The organism is Endozoicomonas sp. ALD040 (assembly GCF_049275945.1).
Classification (GTDB): domain Bacteria; phylum Pseudomonadota; class Gammaproteobacteria; order Pseudomonadales; family Endozoicomonadaceae; genus Endozoicomonas_A.
In genome coordinates, this window is sequence record NZ_CP184829.1 from 6,196,795 (window position 1) to 6,213,339 (window position 16,545).

At 43.6% G+C, this 16,545-nt stretch carries 15 protein-coding genes and 1 tRNA gene; 11 read left to right on the plus strand and 5 right to left on the minus strand.

Features of this window, described 5'->3' with window-relative positions:
* Positions 1-73: 73 nt before the first annotated feature.
* On the minus strand, positions 74-1,633 hold the full coding sequence (locus tag ACOJUN_RS22525) for an AbgT family transporter (protein ID WP_422134094.1): 1,560 nt from the start codon (positions 1,631-1,633) through the stop codon (positions 74-76).
* 683 nt (positions 1,634-2,316) lie between these two features.
* On the opposite strand from ACOJUN_RS22525, the gene pdxH reads away from it, so the two are divergent.
* The 3 genes from pdxH (at position 2,317) to ACOJUN_RS22540 (ending at position 4,439) form a co-directional block, all read left to right on the plus strand.
* On the plus strand, positions 2,317-2,952 hold the full coding sequence (gene pdxH, locus ACOJUN_RS22530) for a pyridoxamine 5'-phosphate oxidase (RefSeq protein ID WP_422134095.1): 636 nt from the start codon (positions 2,317-2,319) through the stop codon (positions 2,950-2,952).
* Positions 2,949-3,845, plus strand: a complete 897-nt coding sequence (locus tag ACOJUN_RS22535; protein ID WP_422134096.1) for a DNA replication terminus site-binding protein — start codon at positions 2,949-2,951, stop codon at positions 3,843-3,845. Before pdxH ends, ACOJUN_RS22535 begins: the two co-directional genes overlap by 4 nt.
* 162 nt (positions 3,846-4,007) lie before the next feature.
* Entirely contained in the window at positions 4,008-4,439 is a 432-nt protein-coding gene (locus tag ACOJUN_RS22540) for a hypothetical protein (protein WP_422134097.1), read from the plus strand.
* 63 nt (positions 4,440-4,502) lie between these two features.
* On the opposite strand, the gene ACOJUN_RS22545 is transcribed toward ACOJUN_RS22540, so the two are convergent.
* A complete protein-coding gene (locus ACOJUN_RS22545) occupies positions 4,503-4,760 on the minus strand; it encodes a GrxA family glutaredoxin (protein ID WP_422134098.1) in 258 nt (85 codons plus the stop codon).
* Positions 4,761-5,073: 313 nt separating this feature from the next.
* Here ACOJUN_RS22545 and ACOJUN_RS22550 point away from each other — a divergent pair, with 313 nt between their 5' ends.
* Positions 5,074-5,316, plus strand: a complete 243-nt coding sequence (locus ACOJUN_RS22550) for a hypothetical protein (RefSeq protein ID WP_422134099.1) — start codon at positions 5,074-5,076, stop codon at positions 5,314-5,316.
* A gap of 4 nt (positions 5,317-5,320) precedes the next feature.
* Here ACOJUN_RS22550 and ACOJUN_RS22555 read toward each other — a convergent pair whose 3' ends face one another.
* Genes ACOJUN_RS22555 through ACOJUN_RS22565 form a run of 3 tightly spaced genes read right to left on the minus strand, consistent with a single transcriptional unit; the run spans position 5,321 to position 9,119 of the window.
* Positions 5,321-7,522 carry a tRNA(Met) cytidine acetyltransferase TmcA gene (locus tag ACOJUN_RS22555; protein ID WP_422134100.1) on the minus strand — a complete coding sequence of 734 codons (2,202 nt, stop codon included), beginning with the start codon at positions 7,520-7,522 and terminating at the stop codon, positions 5,321-5,323.
* Entirely contained in the window at positions 7,515-8,444 is a 930-nt protein-coding gene (locus ACOJUN_RS22560) for a sulfurtransferase (RefSeq protein WP_422134101.1), read from the minus strand. The genes ACOJUN_RS22555 and ACOJUN_RS22560 overlap by 8 nt, the downstream gene beginning before the upstream one ends.
* Before the next feature lie 57 nt (positions 8,445-8,501).
* Positions 8,502-9,119 carry a peptidylprolyl isomerase gene (locus ACOJUN_RS22565; protein ID WP_422134102.1) on the minus strand — a complete coding sequence of 206 codons (618 nt, stop codon included), beginning with the start codon at positions 9,117-9,119 and terminating at the stop codon, positions 8,502-8,504.
* A gap of 215 nt (positions 9,120-9,334) precedes the next feature.
* Between ACOJUN_RS22565 and ACOJUN_RS22570 the strand changes: the two genes are divergently transcribed.
* The 7 genes from ACOJUN_RS22570 (at position 9,335) to ACOJUN_RS22600 (ending at position 16,517) form a co-directional block, all read left to right on the plus strand.
* Positions 9,335-9,411: transfer RNA gene (locus tag ACOJUN_RS22570), tRNA-Pro, on the plus strand.
* A gap of 229 nt (positions 9,412-9,640) precedes the next feature.
* Positions 9,641-10,084 (plus strand): helix-turn-helix domain-containing protein, encoded by a 444-nt coding sequence (locus tag ACOJUN_RS22575; RefSeq protein ID WP_422134103.1) that lies wholly within the window; start codon positions 9,641-9,643, stop codon positions 10,082-10,084.
* Between the two features lie 1,379 nt (positions 10,085-11,463).
* The gene (neuB, locus tag ACOJUN_RS22580; RefSeq protein ID WP_422134104.1) at positions 11,464-12,501 is read left to right on the plus strand and encodes an N-acetylneuraminate synthase; all 1,038 of its coding nucleotides are present in this window, start codon (positions 11,464-11,466) and stop codon (positions 12,499-12,501) included.
* Positions 12,502-12,571: 70 nt separating this feature from the next.
* On the plus strand, positions 12,572-13,738 hold the full coding sequence (neuC, locus tag ACOJUN_RS22585; protein ID WP_422134105.1) for a UDP-N-acetylglucosamine 2-epimerase: 1,167 nt from the start codon (positions 12,572-12,574) through the stop codon (positions 13,736-13,738).
* The gene (locus tag ACOJUN_RS22590; RefSeq protein WP_422134106.1) at positions 13,738-14,418 is read left to right on the plus strand and encodes a cytidylyltransferase domain-containing protein; all 681 of its coding nucleotides are present in this window, start codon (positions 13,738-13,740) and stop codon (positions 14,416-14,418) included. The genes neuC and ACOJUN_RS22590 overlap by 1 nt, the downstream gene beginning before the upstream one ends.
* A complete protein-coding gene (locus tag ACOJUN_RS22595; RefSeq protein ID WP_422134107.1) occupies positions 14,399-15,049 on the plus strand; it encodes a tetratricopeptide repeat protein in 651 nt (216 codons plus the stop codon). Before ACOJUN_RS22590 ends, ACOJUN_RS22595 begins: the two co-directional genes overlap by 20 nt.
* 1 nt (position 15,050) lies before the next feature.
* The gene (locus ACOJUN_RS22600) at positions 15,051-16,517 is read left to right on the plus strand and encodes a hypothetical protein (protein WP_422134108.1); all 1,467 of its coding nucleotides are present in this window, start codon (positions 15,051-15,053) and stop codon (positions 16,515-16,517) included.
* Positions 16,518-16,545 lie beyond the last annotated feature (28 nt).

Consider the following 16,545-nt stretch of genomic DNA (forward strand, 5'->3'; position numbering starts at 1 on the left):
TAACGCCCTGTTGCGCTGAAGATTTGAAAATAAAGAAAACCAGCCCTGAAGGCTGGTTTTCTTCTTTGAGGGATCAGAAGCCCAGGGGAATATTGAAGGCGAAGAACCCTATCAATGCAGTCGTCCAGATAGTGATAAAGGCAATGGAATAAGGCATCATGATTCCGATCATGTCACCAATGGTCAGATCAGGCTTGTACTTCCTCATAAAGGCCAGAATAACACCCGCATAAGTCATCATCGGTGTAATAATGTTGGTGGAAGAGTCAGCAACACGAAATGCTGCGGCCACCAGATCAGGAGTCATCGCCGGGTTAGCCTGGTAGAGCATAGGTACGAAGATTGGACCCAGCAGCATCCACTTGGATGTCAGGCCGCCGACAAACAGGTTGATGACTGCAGTGGTGATAATGAAGCCAATGATCAAGAGAATTGGGAAATTATCCAACCCCAGGAACTGAAGGAAACTCGCTCCCAGAAAGGTAATGTAGGTCCCCAGTCCGGTAAAGCTCAACAGGGCCAGAAAGTTGTAGCAGAAGAAGGTCAACACCAGTACATAGCCGACAGTATTCATCTGCTTGACCATGGCACTGATAACATCCTGCATAACCTTGAATTTACCTGTCGATTTGCCATAGCAAACACCCACAATGAGGAAAGTCATGGTAATCATCAGGATGATGTTATTAAGGAATGGGTTGACCACCTTACCGGCTTCATTGGTGTATTCAGCCAGCGGCCCCATTGCCAGACCTGTCATAATGGCAATGGAAACCAGCAGGCCAAAAAATGCGGCCTTCAGGCCCTTGTTCTCAGCTTTGGTGAGTTCGAAATTGGTGATATCCAGATCTTCAGGTATCTGATAATCCATTTTCTCAAGTTTGGGAGTAACAAACTTGTGGGTCACCCAGGCACCCACAGTCGCCAGGATAAAAGTCGATGCAAAAATAAAGAAATAGTGCATGGTGGCAGGCGTTAGTGCTTCACCGGCTGCGTTAGTGAAAGGCACTCCCTGAGATTCAGCAAAAATCTGAGCATTGACACCAACGATAACATCCACCGGAGTAGCAGGCAGCAGATTCGCACTGAACCCGGCAGAGACACCGGCAAACGCAGCCGCCATGCCAATCAGAGGATTCTTGCCGAGGCCCGCATACAAAAGGCCTGCCAGTGGAATCAGAACCAGATAACCGGCATCGGTGGCTACACTGCTCATGATGCCAATGAATACCAGCAAAGCAGGCAGGTATTTATCGTTCACTTTAAGACCGGCCTTCTTGATCAGGGTGGATAGAAGACCAGAGTCTTCTGCAACACCGACCCCCAACATAACAATCAGGATGATGCCAAGAACGCCGTGACCAAAGGACAACCAGTTTGTCAGAATGGCATTTTCAAACATCCAGCGGACATTTTCTGTGGTCAGCATGTTTTTGACAGTATGAACAATCTGACCACCATCAGCGCCCATAACTTCAAAGCTGTGGCCTCCCATCAGGAAAGAACCTGCCAGAGTCAGGCCGAATAACCAGATAAAGATGATGACCGGGTCAGGTATTTTTTTTCCGATTCTTTCAATAATGGACTTCTTGCCGTCATTGGCAGAAGGTGCGACCGTTGACGTTGTGCTCATTAAAACCAGCCTGTTTAACAAGAGTTAAATACCTAACCAGGTATTTGTATTTTTCATTTGCCCTTTCTCAGAGTACAGGAAGCCAAAGGCCTGAGGGCCCTTCCCTTCTGAAAGGAATTGGAAAGACAGGATTAAGGTATTAAGTATGTTTGACTTTAATTTCAGTCAGAATGACTTGGATTAAATCAATTACCCTACCTCAAGGGACAGGGCATGAAGTGAGTTCTGTGGTCCGTTCACCGCATCGACGGAGAAAAACCCTCGGAGATGAAACTCTTCCACCTTCAAGCATCTGCCCCCACACACTATTATAATCTTGAACAAGAGGCTGTATTCTCATTGATATAGACCAGCTCAACAAATCGTATTAATACCAATGAACACAGTACTTTCAACCAATAAAAACTCGCACAACGAGAAATAAACCAGAACTTCAAATAAAAACAAAGTAATACCCTATTCACAAATGCGGCCTTTTAAAAAAACACGTGTAATCAGGGCATTAGGTTAACGGTGTCGTTAATCATTTTCTATTAATTAATACCCAAAATGGTATCGCACTTCGACAAGCCCAATGCAAGGATTCAGGTCTTAAGTACAACTCCACTGACCAGATTTGACAGCGGTTTCACGACCTGACCGGTTCATATACAATAAACTCACTGCATCAGCGAAGTATGAACATGGATATCAGCCATCTGCGAGAGAATTACACTCAGGCGGGTCTCGATCTGGACTCTCTTGATCCCGATCCATTCCAACAGTTTGACCTGTGGTTTCAACAAGCGGTCGAAGCACAACTGCCCGAACCCAACGCCATGAGCCTGGCAACAACATCCAGAGATGGTTTACCCAGCCTGCGCACCGTCCTGCTGAAATACGTAAGCCCCGAGGGCTTTGTCTTTTTCACCAACTACAGCAGTCGCAAGGCTCAGGACATTGCCGACAACCCCAATGTAGCCATTATGTTTCCCTGGGTTGCCCTGGAAAGACAGGTCACTGTTCGGGGTCGGGCCGAAAAGATTTCCAAAACCGACTCGCTAAAATATTTCGCCAGCCGCCCTCACGGCAGCCAGTTAGGAGCCTGGGTTTCACAGCAGAGTTCAGTCATCACTGGCAGAAAAGTGCTTGAGATGAAGCTGGAAGAAATGAAAAGAAAATTCAAGGAAGGCAAGGTTCCTTTACCGGATTTCTGGGGGGGCTATCGGATCATCCCTGAAGCCATAGAATTCTGGCAGGGGCGCCCCAATCGTCTGCACGACCGTTTCCTGTTTAAACGAACAGAATCCAACTGGTCAATAGAAAGGCTGTCACCATGAGTCAGAAGACGGCGGCCAGGATTGCCGTCAGAGACACCCTGATTCATATGGTGACCGTCAACAGACAGTTTCGTGATCAGGTCTATGATGACCAGCTCCTGCCCGTTTGGGTTATGAAATCCCCGGACGAAGACAAGAATGACCGTGCTCTGGCGGCAGAAACCAGCACCCGACTGATCTATACCGATCAACAAAACAAACAGGAAACAGCCCGACTGCCCGGAATAGTTGGCATTGCCAAAGAAACGCTGCAGACGGGTATAAAACTTAACGAAGCCCGGGAAAATTTCAAACAGGCTATGTCCGAGTTCAGGAAACTCTACGGAGACAGTATTGAGGCCATTGAAGAAACCTCGGACGAGATCAGGGAAAAAATGCTCGGCGGCTTGCAGTTTGCCCACATACATTTCGTCCAGAGTTACCGTCAACTAAAACTCTTTGAGACTCCACCCCGTCGCATTGGCTTCAGCTGGGCAGCCCACCACAGCGGCTCTGTGAAGCTTTCTGCAAATGAGGCGATTGATCACCTGCGCAAGAAATACCTGACTTCCAACGCCATCCAGACAGACATCCAGATGCTTGAGCAGATGCCTGCCGCTGAGACCGTTATTATTAAAAGAATGCTGAGCCCTCATCTGCGTGCCAACCTGACCTGGGCAAAGGATATTGAGCAACTGAGAAAAACGGATAAAGATTTTCGCAAACTCTATCCTGGCCAGATCAATACGCCCCTGCCTGTTTTTGTCCAGCTGGAAAAAGGCCAGCCATTACCAGAGTTCAACCGGATCAAACCTTTTGACCCCTCTGCCAAACAGGAGCGACTCACACGCAGTGACACCAGACTGGTGAAAATCTCGGAAAACCCGCACTCTCGAATTTATAAATATGCCTGAACGTGCCTGCTCATCAAAAATGCTTTTCGCTCCGGCCCGGTTTTCCATGGCAATGGCAGGGGCCAGATTCTGATCCCAGTAATGGTTGCACAGACGTTCTTTTTCGGCATCGTCGGCCTGTTGAAAAATGGGTCTGCGGTCTAGTCATGCCAGCTGGTCATAATGTCATCCCTGATCTATGCTGTTTTTTCAGTTTTTGTCGGGGTGGTTATGGAAAAGTCGTTATTTTCAGAGCTCAAGCGTATTGGCATTGATGAAGAACTGGCCAGTAAGGTCAGTGCTTCCCTTGATCCGGAATACAATGCCAGTAAAAAGGATATCCTGATCATGCAGGAAGCCATTATGCAGATACAACTGCAAAGTGAGCGCAATTATCAGTCACTGAGTTCGGATATCAGTGCCTTGCGTACTGAGATGCATAGGGAAATAGCCGGTGTGCGTACTGAGCTGCATAAAGAGATAGCCGGTGTACGTGCTGAAATTACCGATGCTCGAGCCGAAATGGGTTCTTTCACCCGACAATACATCATTACCTTTCTCAGTTTGATAACCACCATTGTCAGCGTCTTTATCATCAACTGGCACTTTCACTAGAAGGCTCATTGGTTGCAGTGGTTGTGCAGCAGCTGGCAATGGTGCAGCGGCTGGCTGTTGACCTCAGCCTTGCAGGGATTCCACCAACTCTTCTCTCAAATAGGCAGCCAACTCTGTGTAACCGCCAATGTACTTTTGGCCGTGAAAGATCTGAGGCACGGTTTCAACCGGCTTTCCAACGGTTTTTTCCAGATCTGCCTTGGTGATACCTTCCGCATGAATATCCACATACAGCATGGGCAGTCCACGGCTTTCCAGCACTTCTTTAGCCCGCACACAGTAGCCACAGCCCGGACGTCCAAAAACGGTAAAACGATCCATAAAATCCACCTAACCCTAATCAGGATTCAAATTCATATAAAAGGATGCCACTGACTATAAACGAGTCAGTGTAATGCCTGAAATCAGTATTTTTTAACGGTTTGATAGAGAAAGTCTATCCGTCATTACCGAACCTCCTTATTGCCTGTCAGTCCGGCTTCAACAACGGATTGCCCCGTTCTCCCAGACACCTCTTTTACAGCAGACTGGATTTTCAGCGGTGAACGATTACTTTTTTTTGTTGTCTATATATAAGTACCTAACCAGTTTGCATTGAAGTCAACCATTTTCAAGAGTTGAGGAAATATCATTTATGAAAAAGAGCTATCCAAAAAACTATCTGATGATTATTTTGGCTGCCGCTTTATTCAGTAGCGCAGTTTGGGCGGCGGATTCTTTAAGAAGCATCATTACAGGCAGGTTTGTAGCTTACCCCGTCCAGAGTAAAGATCAGGATCACAGAATATGGGTTCTGGATTCTGAAAACGGAAACGTTAAGCTTTGCAAGAAAGAGAACTTTGGCGGCGTGGTTAAATGCTCAAATTTCTCTGATTGACTCCTTAAAGCTGGGAGCTACTCTGGCTTTCAGCGATTTTTTGTCGCGTACATAAGCCCCGGACACATTGCCTTAAAAATTGAACGGCCTGCTTTCTGCCCGTCAGGCCATTCGCCCTGGCTATCTCTGACCAGTCATTCAACTGAAGTACTTTGGCTATCAAGACATTCAAAGCGACCTTCGAGACAGAGCTGTCAGAAATTTTTGATAAAAGGAGGGAGCGAATGGCAGGCAGACAACTTTCAAACAGACGATCCGAACAGACAAGAGATTTCAGATCCATCTGATCCCGCTGATCCAGAACCGATTCAATGTTTGAATGACTCAAGCGAAGTATCACTCGAGCCAGATCAGGAGTCATTTCTCTGAATACCCCGGGCAGCTGGATCAGAAAACCTGAAGTAAAACGACACTGCATTTCTTTAACAAGAAGACAAAATGCTTCATTCAGTGACTTCAAAACCATCACTGAATAACAGCCACTGGCCGCTTCACGGGTAATACCCACTCGAACAGGAAGATAGCCCGAACCTCCCCAAAAAGACGCCAGTTCTGAGGTTGCACCAAAGCTACTGCCCAGATAATCCAGTTTTCTGAGCTTTGCCTGCTCTTCAATGCATTTCAACAGATGAGTGCCGAGCCCATTCCCCTGCAATGAAGGATGTACCGCAATTCGAATAACCCTCAAACCTTTAAAGCCTGAAGCCTCCGGAAAACCACAATGATTGCTGAGAGACTGTGGAATAAGATGACCCCGAACCCTGCGCTGCCCAAGCCAGACCGCTTCCTGCAAGTTGTCTTCAATGCCACCTTCCAGCGCCATTAACGCCGTTGCCACGACACGTTCCTGATACCTGAGGCAGTGCACCTCGATATTCGGGCCATCCAGTAAATGCCTGAGATCAAAAGGACGGGTTCGATAATGGGCGAATACCAGCAGACCAAACACATCCGTCAGCAGCTGATCGTCATGAATCAGTTCAGTCGACTCAAGACGATCAAATGAACAGTTCTCAATACCTGCACCCTCTACCATTTCCTCTGAAACAGGTGAGGCATTCAGCATCAACGCTCTGAAAACAAACGCCTCGAAAGGATCATTACCAGCCCAACGGATCGGCTGTTTCAGATGCAGACCCTGCCATTTTGGCGTCAGTTCAGACAGTGTTGACTTGAACTTGATGGCAAAACCCCTGCCCGTTCCTTCATAGCCATGCTGGGTGGATGAGAAAACGATTCTGGAATGATTCCTTAACAATTGGGTCAACAGTGGCACCGGGATAGCAGCGGCTTCATCGACCAGCATTAGGTCGCAACCAGAGTCATCATCAGGATGCAGGAGTTCGTCGGGTGCTTTGAATTCAAGTATACTGCCTTCCCAAAGCAGTTTTCCCCGGTGGACTTCACACCCATCAAGCAATGATTCAGCGGTATTAAAGACGACTTCGGCAGAAGTCAGAGAGGGGGCCGTTACCCATATCCTTGAAAGCCCCGATTGCAGTAAGCGGGCGGAGGCAATACCCAGTGCAGCACTCTTGCCCCGACCACGATCTGCAGTCAGCACTAATGGACGACGCCGATGGCCTTTTGCCACGCGAAGAATAGCTTCAACAGCCCCGGATTGATCCCATGTTCTACAAGCACTGTCGCCTTTTGATCCAGCTTGATAAGAATCAGATAAATCGGTGTAACAAACAGTTTGTTGCCATCGAGCATCGCTGTTCTCGCATAACAGAGAGAGCGTCGTTTCAGACTTGATAAGGTTTGCCAGCCTTTTCAGATAGAGCCCCCCGATCTGCTCAGGCTTATAGGGGTAAACAGTAAGTCTTTTATGATCCGGGTCGCAGTAATCTGGCCAGTTATCCAGGTCTGGCACCAGAAGTACGAAAAGCCCTCCCCCTTTCAAAGCACCACTGAGTTGACCAAAGGCATCGACATCAAAACCGGAAAAGGCGTTAAATACCAGGAAGTCAATCTCACGCCCTAACCAGCTTGTAGCTTTAGATGCAGAGATCGAACTTTCATTTCCCCGCTTGCGCTCACCTACCCAAAGAGCTTGTAACTCCGGATTATTTGAGCACAGGAGTGCATTTTGAAACAGGCATTCAGCCTGCCGCTGTGCCCAGACTTCTGTCCCGGATAAAACCAATAGAGCACGATGATTGTTTTCAGCCGCCTGCCTGAAGACAGACTCAACTTTATCCATTTGCCGCCGCAATTTTTTCTAATGCCAACGTAACTATCCATAGTTCAGAATCAGCAGGAATACGGCTACCAAACTGTCTGGCAGGTGTCGCGTGGTTAATGCCTCTTTCTACCGGGAAGCCTGAACCCGTCCAGGCTTTAAGTCCACCATTGAGAAGTCGTACATCTTTGACACCGGCATATTGAAGAACAAACAAAACTCGTGCAGCGGCAATCATATCATCGCCATAAACGACTATAGGCGTATCTTTAGTGATACCCAGCCTGAGCAGGACCGACACCAGTTTTTTTGACTCCTTGATAATCGACTCCAGGCTGCCGGTTTCAACATGCAGGGCACCGGGAATATGCTCAACGACATAGCGAGCCCCCCTGCCCCAGGAGACATCCAGTACCATAAGATCGGAATTTACCTTAAGCTGCTCATCCAGCCACTCAGGTGTAACCAGTCGCTCATAACCCGGCAACTTGGCAGGCTTGCCACCCTGGGTCAGCCAGGAAGAAAAGCCTGCTTCAAACACACGAATCCGATCCTCATTAAAGCCCTGCTCATCCACCAGCCACTGGGCGAGCACCTGGGCATCCTGCTTGTCGCGACCATAAACAACGATATTGTTGTCAGGCGATATTCCCTTACTGGCCAAAAGGTTCTGAACAGGTTCAGGGTCGGCTGTCATCAAAGCCAGGTCAAAGTTTCGGGCACCCGGAATATGCCCCCCATCCGGATCATTACCCGAAGGCCATCCGTTATACCAGTTACTGTCTCGAACATCGACCAGGACCCAGCCCTGCTCCCGGACCAATGCTTCCATCTCAGGTTGATCAACGGATTTTAATGCCAGCCTGCTATTCCAAAAGCTGTCGCAGGCTGTAATAACCGGCAACAAGATGATCAACAGACAATTTTTTGCCCAACGCTTCATGGAACCTTATTTACCTGATAGTTATTGGGGTAACAGCGACGCTTATAGCTGTTTTACTTAATTGGTGGCCGTTTTGACTCTTTCAACTGCCATAATGGTGATCGGGTCAACAGGAACATTTGCATGAGGCCCTCTATTCCCGGTTTTCACCGAAGCTATGGAATCCATAACCTCGTCACCTTTAATCACCTCGCCAAACACTGCATAGCCCGGACGACCCGGACGATTATTCAAAAAATCATTATTAACGAGATTAATGAAGAACTGAGAGGTAGCGCTGTCCGGGTCAGAGGTTCTTGCCATAGCGACAGTGCCACGACTGTTCCTGAGGCCATTACCAGACTCATTCGTGATAGGTGCCTCCGTCGGCTTTTGACTCATATCTGCGGTCATGCCACCGCCCTGAATCATAAAGCCAGGCATCACTCGGTGAAAAACCAGACCTTCATAGAACCCTTGGTCTACATAAGCGAGAAAGTTCTCTACGGTGGCGGGGGCCCTCTCGGGATTCAGGCGAACTGTCATATCACCTTTGCTGGTCTTGATCACTACATCAACAGGCTGCACAGCTTCTGAAGCAGGTTTATCTGGAGCTGTTGCTTTCTGCTCTGCCAGCAGTTGACTGGCAAAGAGTAAAAAAGATAGCGTCAGAACCCTTTTGATTGCATTTAACACTGGCGTTAACCCATAAGAAAGATGATTAAGGTCGTTATCCTACTGGATTCGTCGTTAAGGCTATAGTCTGACACGGAGAAAAAGTAAACATTTCTTCATTTTCTGTTTGCTAATCCATTGTTGTTATAGAGGTTGCTATAGAAGGAAATCAGACTAAGACTTGCAAATCCGCATTAGAAAGGTAATATACAGCTCCGCCGCACAGAGCGGCACGTCGGAGCGTAGCGCAGCCTGGTAGCGCACCACAATGGGGTTGTGGGGGTCGGAGGTTCGAATCCTCTCGCTCCGACCAGTTATACCAAGTGTTCCAGAGTTTTTCGCCCATTTCAAAAAACAGGGCGGGACACGTCTGGGACATGCAAGTCTTTCATTAGTTTTTCACCCTCCTGAATTTTTCTCTTTTGCCCACTCTGAATTTCAAAAACTGTCTATCATGATGACAAATTTCAAAATAATCATTCGCAGGTAAGTTCGAAAAAACCGCGCACAATTTTCATTCAGCGAGAATAAAGGACTGAGATATGAATTATCACTATACAGAGTGTGGTTTATCTTACATTTACCTTGCTGATGGGTACGATATTGAAACCATAGATGGTGAGACTTATGTGGGCGTGGAAGATGTTCATGGTCTTCACCGAATCATTGCCAAATATATTACTGAAAAGAAAACCCCGCTCCTGGGTGAGGAGGTGCGATTTTTGAGAATCGAGTGTGGCATGTCTCAAAAAAACATGGCGGAAATATTGGGTGTTAATAGCCAAACAGTTGCTCGCTGGGAGAAGGATCAAATCGCTATACCAAGGACCTCGGACGCAGTACTTCGATCTATCTATCTGGAAACCATAAACACGAGCAGCAAAATCAGCTTTTTCCTCAACCTTCTTGCACAGAGCGAAGAGGCACAGGCCATCAAGCAGCTGACGCTCAAGGCTGAAAATAATCAGTGGTCGTTAGCGATTTAACTTGTTCGTGCGCTTCAAGGCTCTATTGCTCCATGCATGGAAACAAGTTGATTACTTGCTGGCAAGGTTGTTGACGATCTGGACCAGCAGCTCTTCAACCTTGTCGAAGCGCCTACTGTGATCCGCCAATTCTTCCCTCACTCATATTTGCCCCCTCAGAATCCAGGCCACTGTGCTTTTGAGGCCAGTGAGTATCTGATCGTGCTCACTAAAGCGCCTGTCATCTCTTTCTTCACCCCGGTGATCTCTTACTTCACCCCTTCCTGTTCCCTGAGAATCAACCCTAGAGTGCCTTCAATACCAACAAGGACCTTGTCGCAATGCTCCCGATTCTCTTCCAATGCCGTGGCTCTTGCCTCAAGACTCATACTACTTAAACTAATGGTTTTTTATTCGAGATCTGAGCATAGCAGATTAAAAGGAGTTGCAACCCTTTCGAACAGTCGAAAGGTTAGCGATCGAAGTCGTGAGCAAAACCTAGGCAAGGCAAATCAGAGATAGGTTCTAGCAGCCTGTCGGACTTAAGACTGTCCTACTGCGGTTGCAATAAATTGGTCTAAAAATCCCTGTTTCTTCGTCAAATAGCTCGCTATTCTCCTCAGAAACAGAGATTTTTATCCTCAATTTCTTGCAATCCTCGCTACGGACGCTTAAGTCCGACAGGCTGCTAGTACTTATTGCATAGGAAATCAATACAGTATAGATTTCAAAGAAAATACAAAACTCTTGAATTTCGTGTGCAAAATATACATAGATAATAGAGATCACGAAGCTTCTCCACCTTTATACAAGGTACTTATTACCTAGCTTATATTCGCACCTTTACGGGAACATAGCAGTAATACGCAATGTAGTAACCCTTAAATCAAGTGTGCAAATACACTATTACTCAAAAAAAACATAAAACTTAAAATGCTCAGCCAGCTTTCGATATCTGGTTGTTTCAGATCATATCTATAGGTCAGATGCACAAAACCGATCAAGGTATTGAAAATACACAATAACCTGATCAAAAGATAAATCTTAAAATACTCAGCCAAATTTTCCATCTCGATGTTTCAGTCTATGCGTGCTTGCGTCAGTCTTACAACAACTCACGAAGCAAAACTCGAAGGGCGGTAGCGTTTCTGAATATAAATCATTACGAACCATAGCGTAAATCTACTTATAGCTTGGGGAACAACCCCCTCAAATATCCATTAATCTCAGTCAATAGCGAACCAGAAGATTTGATGGCACAAAAGCCTGATCAGAAAACCATGCATCACACCAGTGATATTAAAAGTGGATTCTAAATTCACAATCTAACCCCTAAATTCTGTATTTGATACTTTAAATAAAGCTCACTTAAAAACAGCCAAAACTTTTAGAGATACAACATGAATGAATTTTTTATCGGTAACAGACGAATTGGTCCAAATGACGAACCACTGGTTATTGCTGAAATTGGAATCAACCACGAAGGCTCATTGAAAACAGCCTTCGAGATGGTAGATGCTGCAGCTGAAGCCGGTGTAGAAGTGGTTAAGCACCAGACCCATGTCATTGAAGATGAAATGAGTGCAGAGGCAAAAAAAGTCATCCCTGGCAATGCAGACGTTTCTATATACGAAATAATGGATAGATGCTCACTCAATGAAGAGGAAGAAATCAAGCTTAAAGAATATGTCGAAAGTAAAGGTATGATCTTTATTAGCACACCTTTCTCTCGTGCAGCTGCGAACAGACTCAAACGAATGGATATACCTGCCTATAAGATTGGTTCCGGTGAGTGCAACAACTACCCATTAATTGATTATATTGCCTCATTTGGTAAACCTATAATACTCAGCACTGGAATGAATACCATAGAAAGTATTAAAAAAGCAGTCTCTATTTTTGAAAAGCATGGCGTACCATACTCATTATTACACTGCACTAACGTCTACCCAACACCACCAGAATTAGTCAGACTGGGTGCTATGACCGAAATGCAATCTGCATTTCCGAATGCTGTAATTGGTCTGTCAGACCATACTGTTAATAATTATGCATGTCTGGGTGCCGTAGCACTGGGCGCCAAAATCCTTGAAAGACACTTTACAGATAGAATGGATCGACCAGGGCCAGATATTGTTTGTTCAAATGATTCAAAAACCATGTCTGAGCTAATCTTAGGATCTAAAATCATCCACAAGACTTTGGGCGGAACAAAAACACCGATTAATGAAGAACAACCTACTATAGATTTTGCATTCGCAACAGTTGTTGCAATCAGAGATATCAGAGAAGGTGATCTATTCAGTAAAGACAACATCTGGGTTAAGCGCCCTGGAACTGGTGAAATACTAGCAGAGGACTTCAATTCGTTACTAGGCAAAGTCGCAACACGAAACATCAGCTCTGACGAACATATTAAAAAGTCAGATGTAAATTAACTTGCCCATAAGATCTTTCGAAGTTCATTCGTCAGCTCTTCCTATTCTCTTCTCAACAGAAAAAAAAGTCATGGAGCAACGTAAAATACTATTCCTCACAGGCACACGTGCTGATTATGGTAAAATAAAGCCTTTAATGCTAGCTACTGAAAATCATGAAAGGTTTGAATGCCAAGTATTTATTACGGGCATGCATACACTACAACGTTATGGTTATACTGCCAGAGAGGTTGTAAGCGCAGGTTATAAGTCTGTTTACACATTTATGAATCAACATGTTGGTGACAGAATGGAGATGATTCTGGCTAGCACCATTAAAGGTCTCTCACGTTACATTCATGAAAATAAGCCAGACATGCTCGTCATCCACGGTGATCGAGTAGAAGCCCTTGCAGGCGCCATTGTAGGAGCCCTTACTAATACACTGGTGTGCCATATTGAGGGTGGTGAGCGATCTGGTACGATCGATGAATCTATTCGTCATTCTGTTTCTAAATTATCTCATTTACATATGGTTTGTAATGATGAGGCAGTAAAACGGTTGGTCCAAATGGGAGAAAAACAGGAATATATCCATAATATCGGTTCACCCGATATAGATGCCATGCTATCGTCTGACCTGCCTGATTTAGATATAGTGAAGGAACATTATTCCATCCCGTTTGAAAATTACAGCGTTGTTCTATTTCATCCGGTAACCACTGATATTGATAATATGCCAGCCAATGCCAAAGCAATAGTTGACGCTTTATTGAAATGCCAAAAAAACTTTGTGGTTGTATACCCCAATAATGATGAAGGTTCAGATTATATTCTTAAAGAGTATGATCGATTGAAGTACAGAGAAAACTTTAGAATTTACCCTTCTATCCGGTTTGAGTCATTTCTGACGTTACTGAAGAATTCTGAATGCATAATTGGCAACTCCAGCGCAGGCATTCGTGAAACACCATTCTATGGTATGCCATCAATTAATATAGGTAACCGTCAGAACGCAAGGTATTTTGCAAAGAGCATTATCAATACTGGTTACGATAGCGAAGACATATACAAAGCTATTCAAAAAGCCTCTCGCTTTACAAAAACCGTAAGAGACAGCTATTTTGGTGATGGCAATAGTACAGAAAAGTTCATCTCGCTTATAGAGAAAGAAGAAATCTGGTCTGCTGCAGACCAAAAACTATTCAATGATGTAGACTTTTCATTAATGGCAACTGCCATAAAGGAAGTAGCCTGATGCAGAAAAATACCTATACCGCCATTATCACTGCCAGAGGAGGCTCTAAAGGGTTACCCCGAAAGAATGTGCTTGACCTTGCTGGTAAACCAATGATTGCACACACTATAACAGCAGCACTGGAAAGCCAATGCTTTGAGCATATTGTTGTAACAACAGATTGCTCCGAAATTAAAGAGGTCAGTTTGACCTGGGGAGCTGAGGTCATTGACCGGCCAGATGAGCTGGCAACAGATTTATCAAGCAGTCTTGATGTAGTCAAACATGCTTTGTTAGAGCTTGTAAATCAAAATAAAGAAACGACGCATTTTATACTTTTGCAGCCAACATCACCTTTGCGTAGTGCTACACACATTAAAGATGCGAAGGAGAAATTCAATGCGTCTAATGCTAAAAGCCTGGTAAGTGTCACCAAAACAGACCACCCTATTCAAAAGAACTTATATTTTCGGAATGGTTTTATTGAACCGGTTTTTGACTGGGCTAGCCTCACAGCCCCAAGGCAAAGTTTAGAGTCAACATACTTAATTAATGGAGCAATCTATATATCAAATTGCATCAACTTCATAAAACGATTAGATCTCTTTGAAAAGCCGGTCATTCCATTTGACATGGAACGTAAATTTTCAATTGATATCGATAATATTGATGACTTGGTCAATGCTGAATCCATATTCTAGAGTTAGAGCTTTTTTTATAAGGAAATATTTTTCTTTTTTTGGTAAGAGCTCTGCAAACACTGAAAGACTCATTAAGCTAGCCTGTAAAGTTAGTCCAAGAACATTCCCTTTAGCTGTAAAGTTTTCAAAAGTATACCGTAGTGCTAACAATAATTTCTCTGCTGAAAGAATTATACGCTTTTATGAAACTCATGAGTCCCTTAAAGTTGATATTGCTAGAGAACTTTTTAAAATGAGATCTTTTTATAAAGTTGTAAGACTCTTCTCTAAAGAAAGACATGATGAAATTGAGCATAAATATGGCAAAAATACAGTTGAATTGATAGGTGATTCATATCATGCACTTAGAAATTTTGAACGAGCTTTGGAGTATTATGAGTACATTATAAATACCCATAAAGCGGCTAAATCATCAAGAATAAAGTCTGCTGAATGCCATTATCATTGTGGCAATTTTAAAAAAAGCTTATTCAGGTTAAAGCAATATATAATACGTAACGGTGTCAACCCAAGAAGTAGAATGTTATATAGCAACATAGTTGGCAATCAGGCAAAAAAACAATATGAGAAAAAGCTATTTCTGGAAAACAAGTACGGCCTTAAAATCAACTACAAGCTAGAAATTATTTAATATGGCCTCATTTTCACTGAACCCTAAAGTTGTTGAAGAAAACATCAGTCGAATTGAGCATGAGTTCAATGTAAAAAACATAAGATTTAATGGCTGGTATGTCTGGAACGCTGTAAAGTGCTTGCTAGCAGGTCTTCACCTGTGGTCTTTCGATAGTGCTGGGCTATTGGCTTCGGCCAATAGAAAAACTTATTCAGTTTTTAATAGTGATTCCTCATTTCGTCAAAACAAACTCTTCGCAAAAGAGGTTGGTGATAATTTGCTATTAGCGAAAGAAAAACCCTGCCTTAACAATAATTATGAAATTGTTTTTCTTGAAGCTCTTGATTCATTGGTTTTAAATGAGAGAGGCTCTTCAGAGAACAGGCTTTTTAAGCCTTTTCAAGATGAAATGTCAGAGTTTACACAGTTAAGCATTCTTCCATTTGATAACGGTTTCAGAAAAATCCAATTCGAAAGAGATATATTGTACTATAAGAAACCGATTGATAAATATATACCCAATAATTTTAAAGAACGTAACATACGAGGACTAAAAGAACTCTTCTTTTTCATTAGGAAGAATAAATTATTATGCCCATTCAGTTACGATTATGTTGATAGATGGATTAAATCCATATTTATAAGATCAGATAATTTCATAAATATTCTATCTAACATCTCACCTAAGCTTCTCATGTTAACCAGCTTTTATTCTTCTGAACGCCTGGCTGCGGTTATTGCCTGCAAAAAGCTCGGAATAAAAACGGTAGAAGTACAACATGGGATTCTGGGGCCAAACTTTTATAACTTGAAAAAAATTGATCATCAAAAGGATATCTTACCAGATACTTTTTGGGTCTGGGGTGAGTCTTCAAGAAAATACATAAAGCCAGTAAAAGACGATTTAACACCAGAAGTGCTAGTAGGAGGGAAATTAGACTTATTTTCCTATAAGAATGGAAGCAATAAAGAAGGTAAAAAGATCAAGAATATTGTATTTATTGAGCAATATACTCACAACCATACAAAATCAATGATAACCAAGGCCGCTAATACGATAATTGACAATAATCTTCAGGATAAATTTCAGATCTCTTTGAGACTGCATCCTCGAAGTCATCATTTGATAGAAAAATATACAGACTATTTTTCTAGTTATTCTTTTTTTGATATACAAGAAACCACCTCAAAGAATATATACGAACTCTTAAATCAGGCTTATGCGGTAGTTGTTGAAAGTTCTACAGTAGCATATGAAGCCAGTTTTTTCGGTTGTAAAGTCCTAGCCTATGGCGAAAATGCCAAGGAATATTTTTCAGAAGCGATCAGCAATAAGTTATTTCATCATATCGATGATTACAAAAAGACTGTCGAATACATTGTTAACATGCCTGAGATGGCAAGCGATGAAGATAATCACTTTTTTGTCAATTGCAAAGGGCAGTCAGATTACAATCTGAATAAATTAAAAGAATACATAATTTGATTATTCATTTAATCTTTTTAAAATTTTA

Coding starts and splice junctions, on each gene's coding strand:
- ACOJUN_RS22525 (WP_422134094.1), bottom strand. CDS start 1,633: ATGAGCACAACGTCAACGGTCGCACCTTCTGCCAATGACGGCAAGAAG.
- pdxH (WP_422134095.1), top strand. CDS start 2,317: ATGGATATCAGCCATCTGCGAGAGAATTACACTCAGGCGGGTCTCGAT.
- ACOJUN_RS22535 (WP_422134096.1), top strand. CDS start 2,949: ATGAGTCAGAAGACGGCGGCCAGGATTGCCGTCAGAGACACCCTGATT.
- ACOJUN_RS22540 (WP_422134097.1), top strand. CDS start 4,008: ATGTCATCCCTGATCTATGCTGTTTTTTCAGTTTTTGTCGGGGTGGTT.
- ACOJUN_RS22545 (WP_422134098.1), bottom strand. CDS start 4,760: ATGGATCGTTTTACCGTTTTTGGACGTCCGGGCTGTGGCTACTGTGTG.
- ACOJUN_RS22550 (WP_422134099.1), top strand. CDS start 5,074: ATGAAAAAGAGCTATCCAAAAAACTATCTGATGATTATTTTGGCTGCC.
- ACOJUN_RS22555 (WP_422134100.1), bottom strand. CDS start 7,522: ATGGATAAAGTTGAGTCTGTCTTCAGGCAGGCGGCTGAAAACAATCAT.
- ACOJUN_RS22560 (WP_422134101.1), bottom strand. CDS start 8,444: ATGAAGCGTTGGGCAAAAAATTGTCTGTTGATCATCTTGTTGCCGGTT.
- ACOJUN_RS22575 (WP_422134103.1), top strand. CDS start 9,641: ATGAATTATCACTATACAGAGTGTGGTTTATCTTACATTTACCTTGCT.
- neuB (WP_422134104.1), top strand. CDS start 11,464: ATGAATGAATTTTTTATCGGTAACAGACGAATTGGTCCAAATGACGAA.
- neuC (WP_422134105.1), top strand. CDS start 12,572: ATGGAGCAACGTAAAATACTATTCCTCACAGGCACACGTGCTGATTAT.
- ACOJUN_RS22590 (WP_422134106.1), top strand. CDS start 13,738: ATGCAGAAAAATACCTATACCGCCATTATCACTGCCAGAGGAGGCTCT.
- ACOJUN_RS22595 (WP_422134107.1), top strand. CDS start 14,399: ATGCTGAATCCATATTCTAGAGTTAGAGCTTTTTTTATAAGGAAATAT.
- ACOJUN_RS22600 (WP_422134108.1), top strand. CDS start 15,051: ATGGCCTCATTTTCACTGAACCCTAAAGTTGTTGAAGAAAACATCAGT.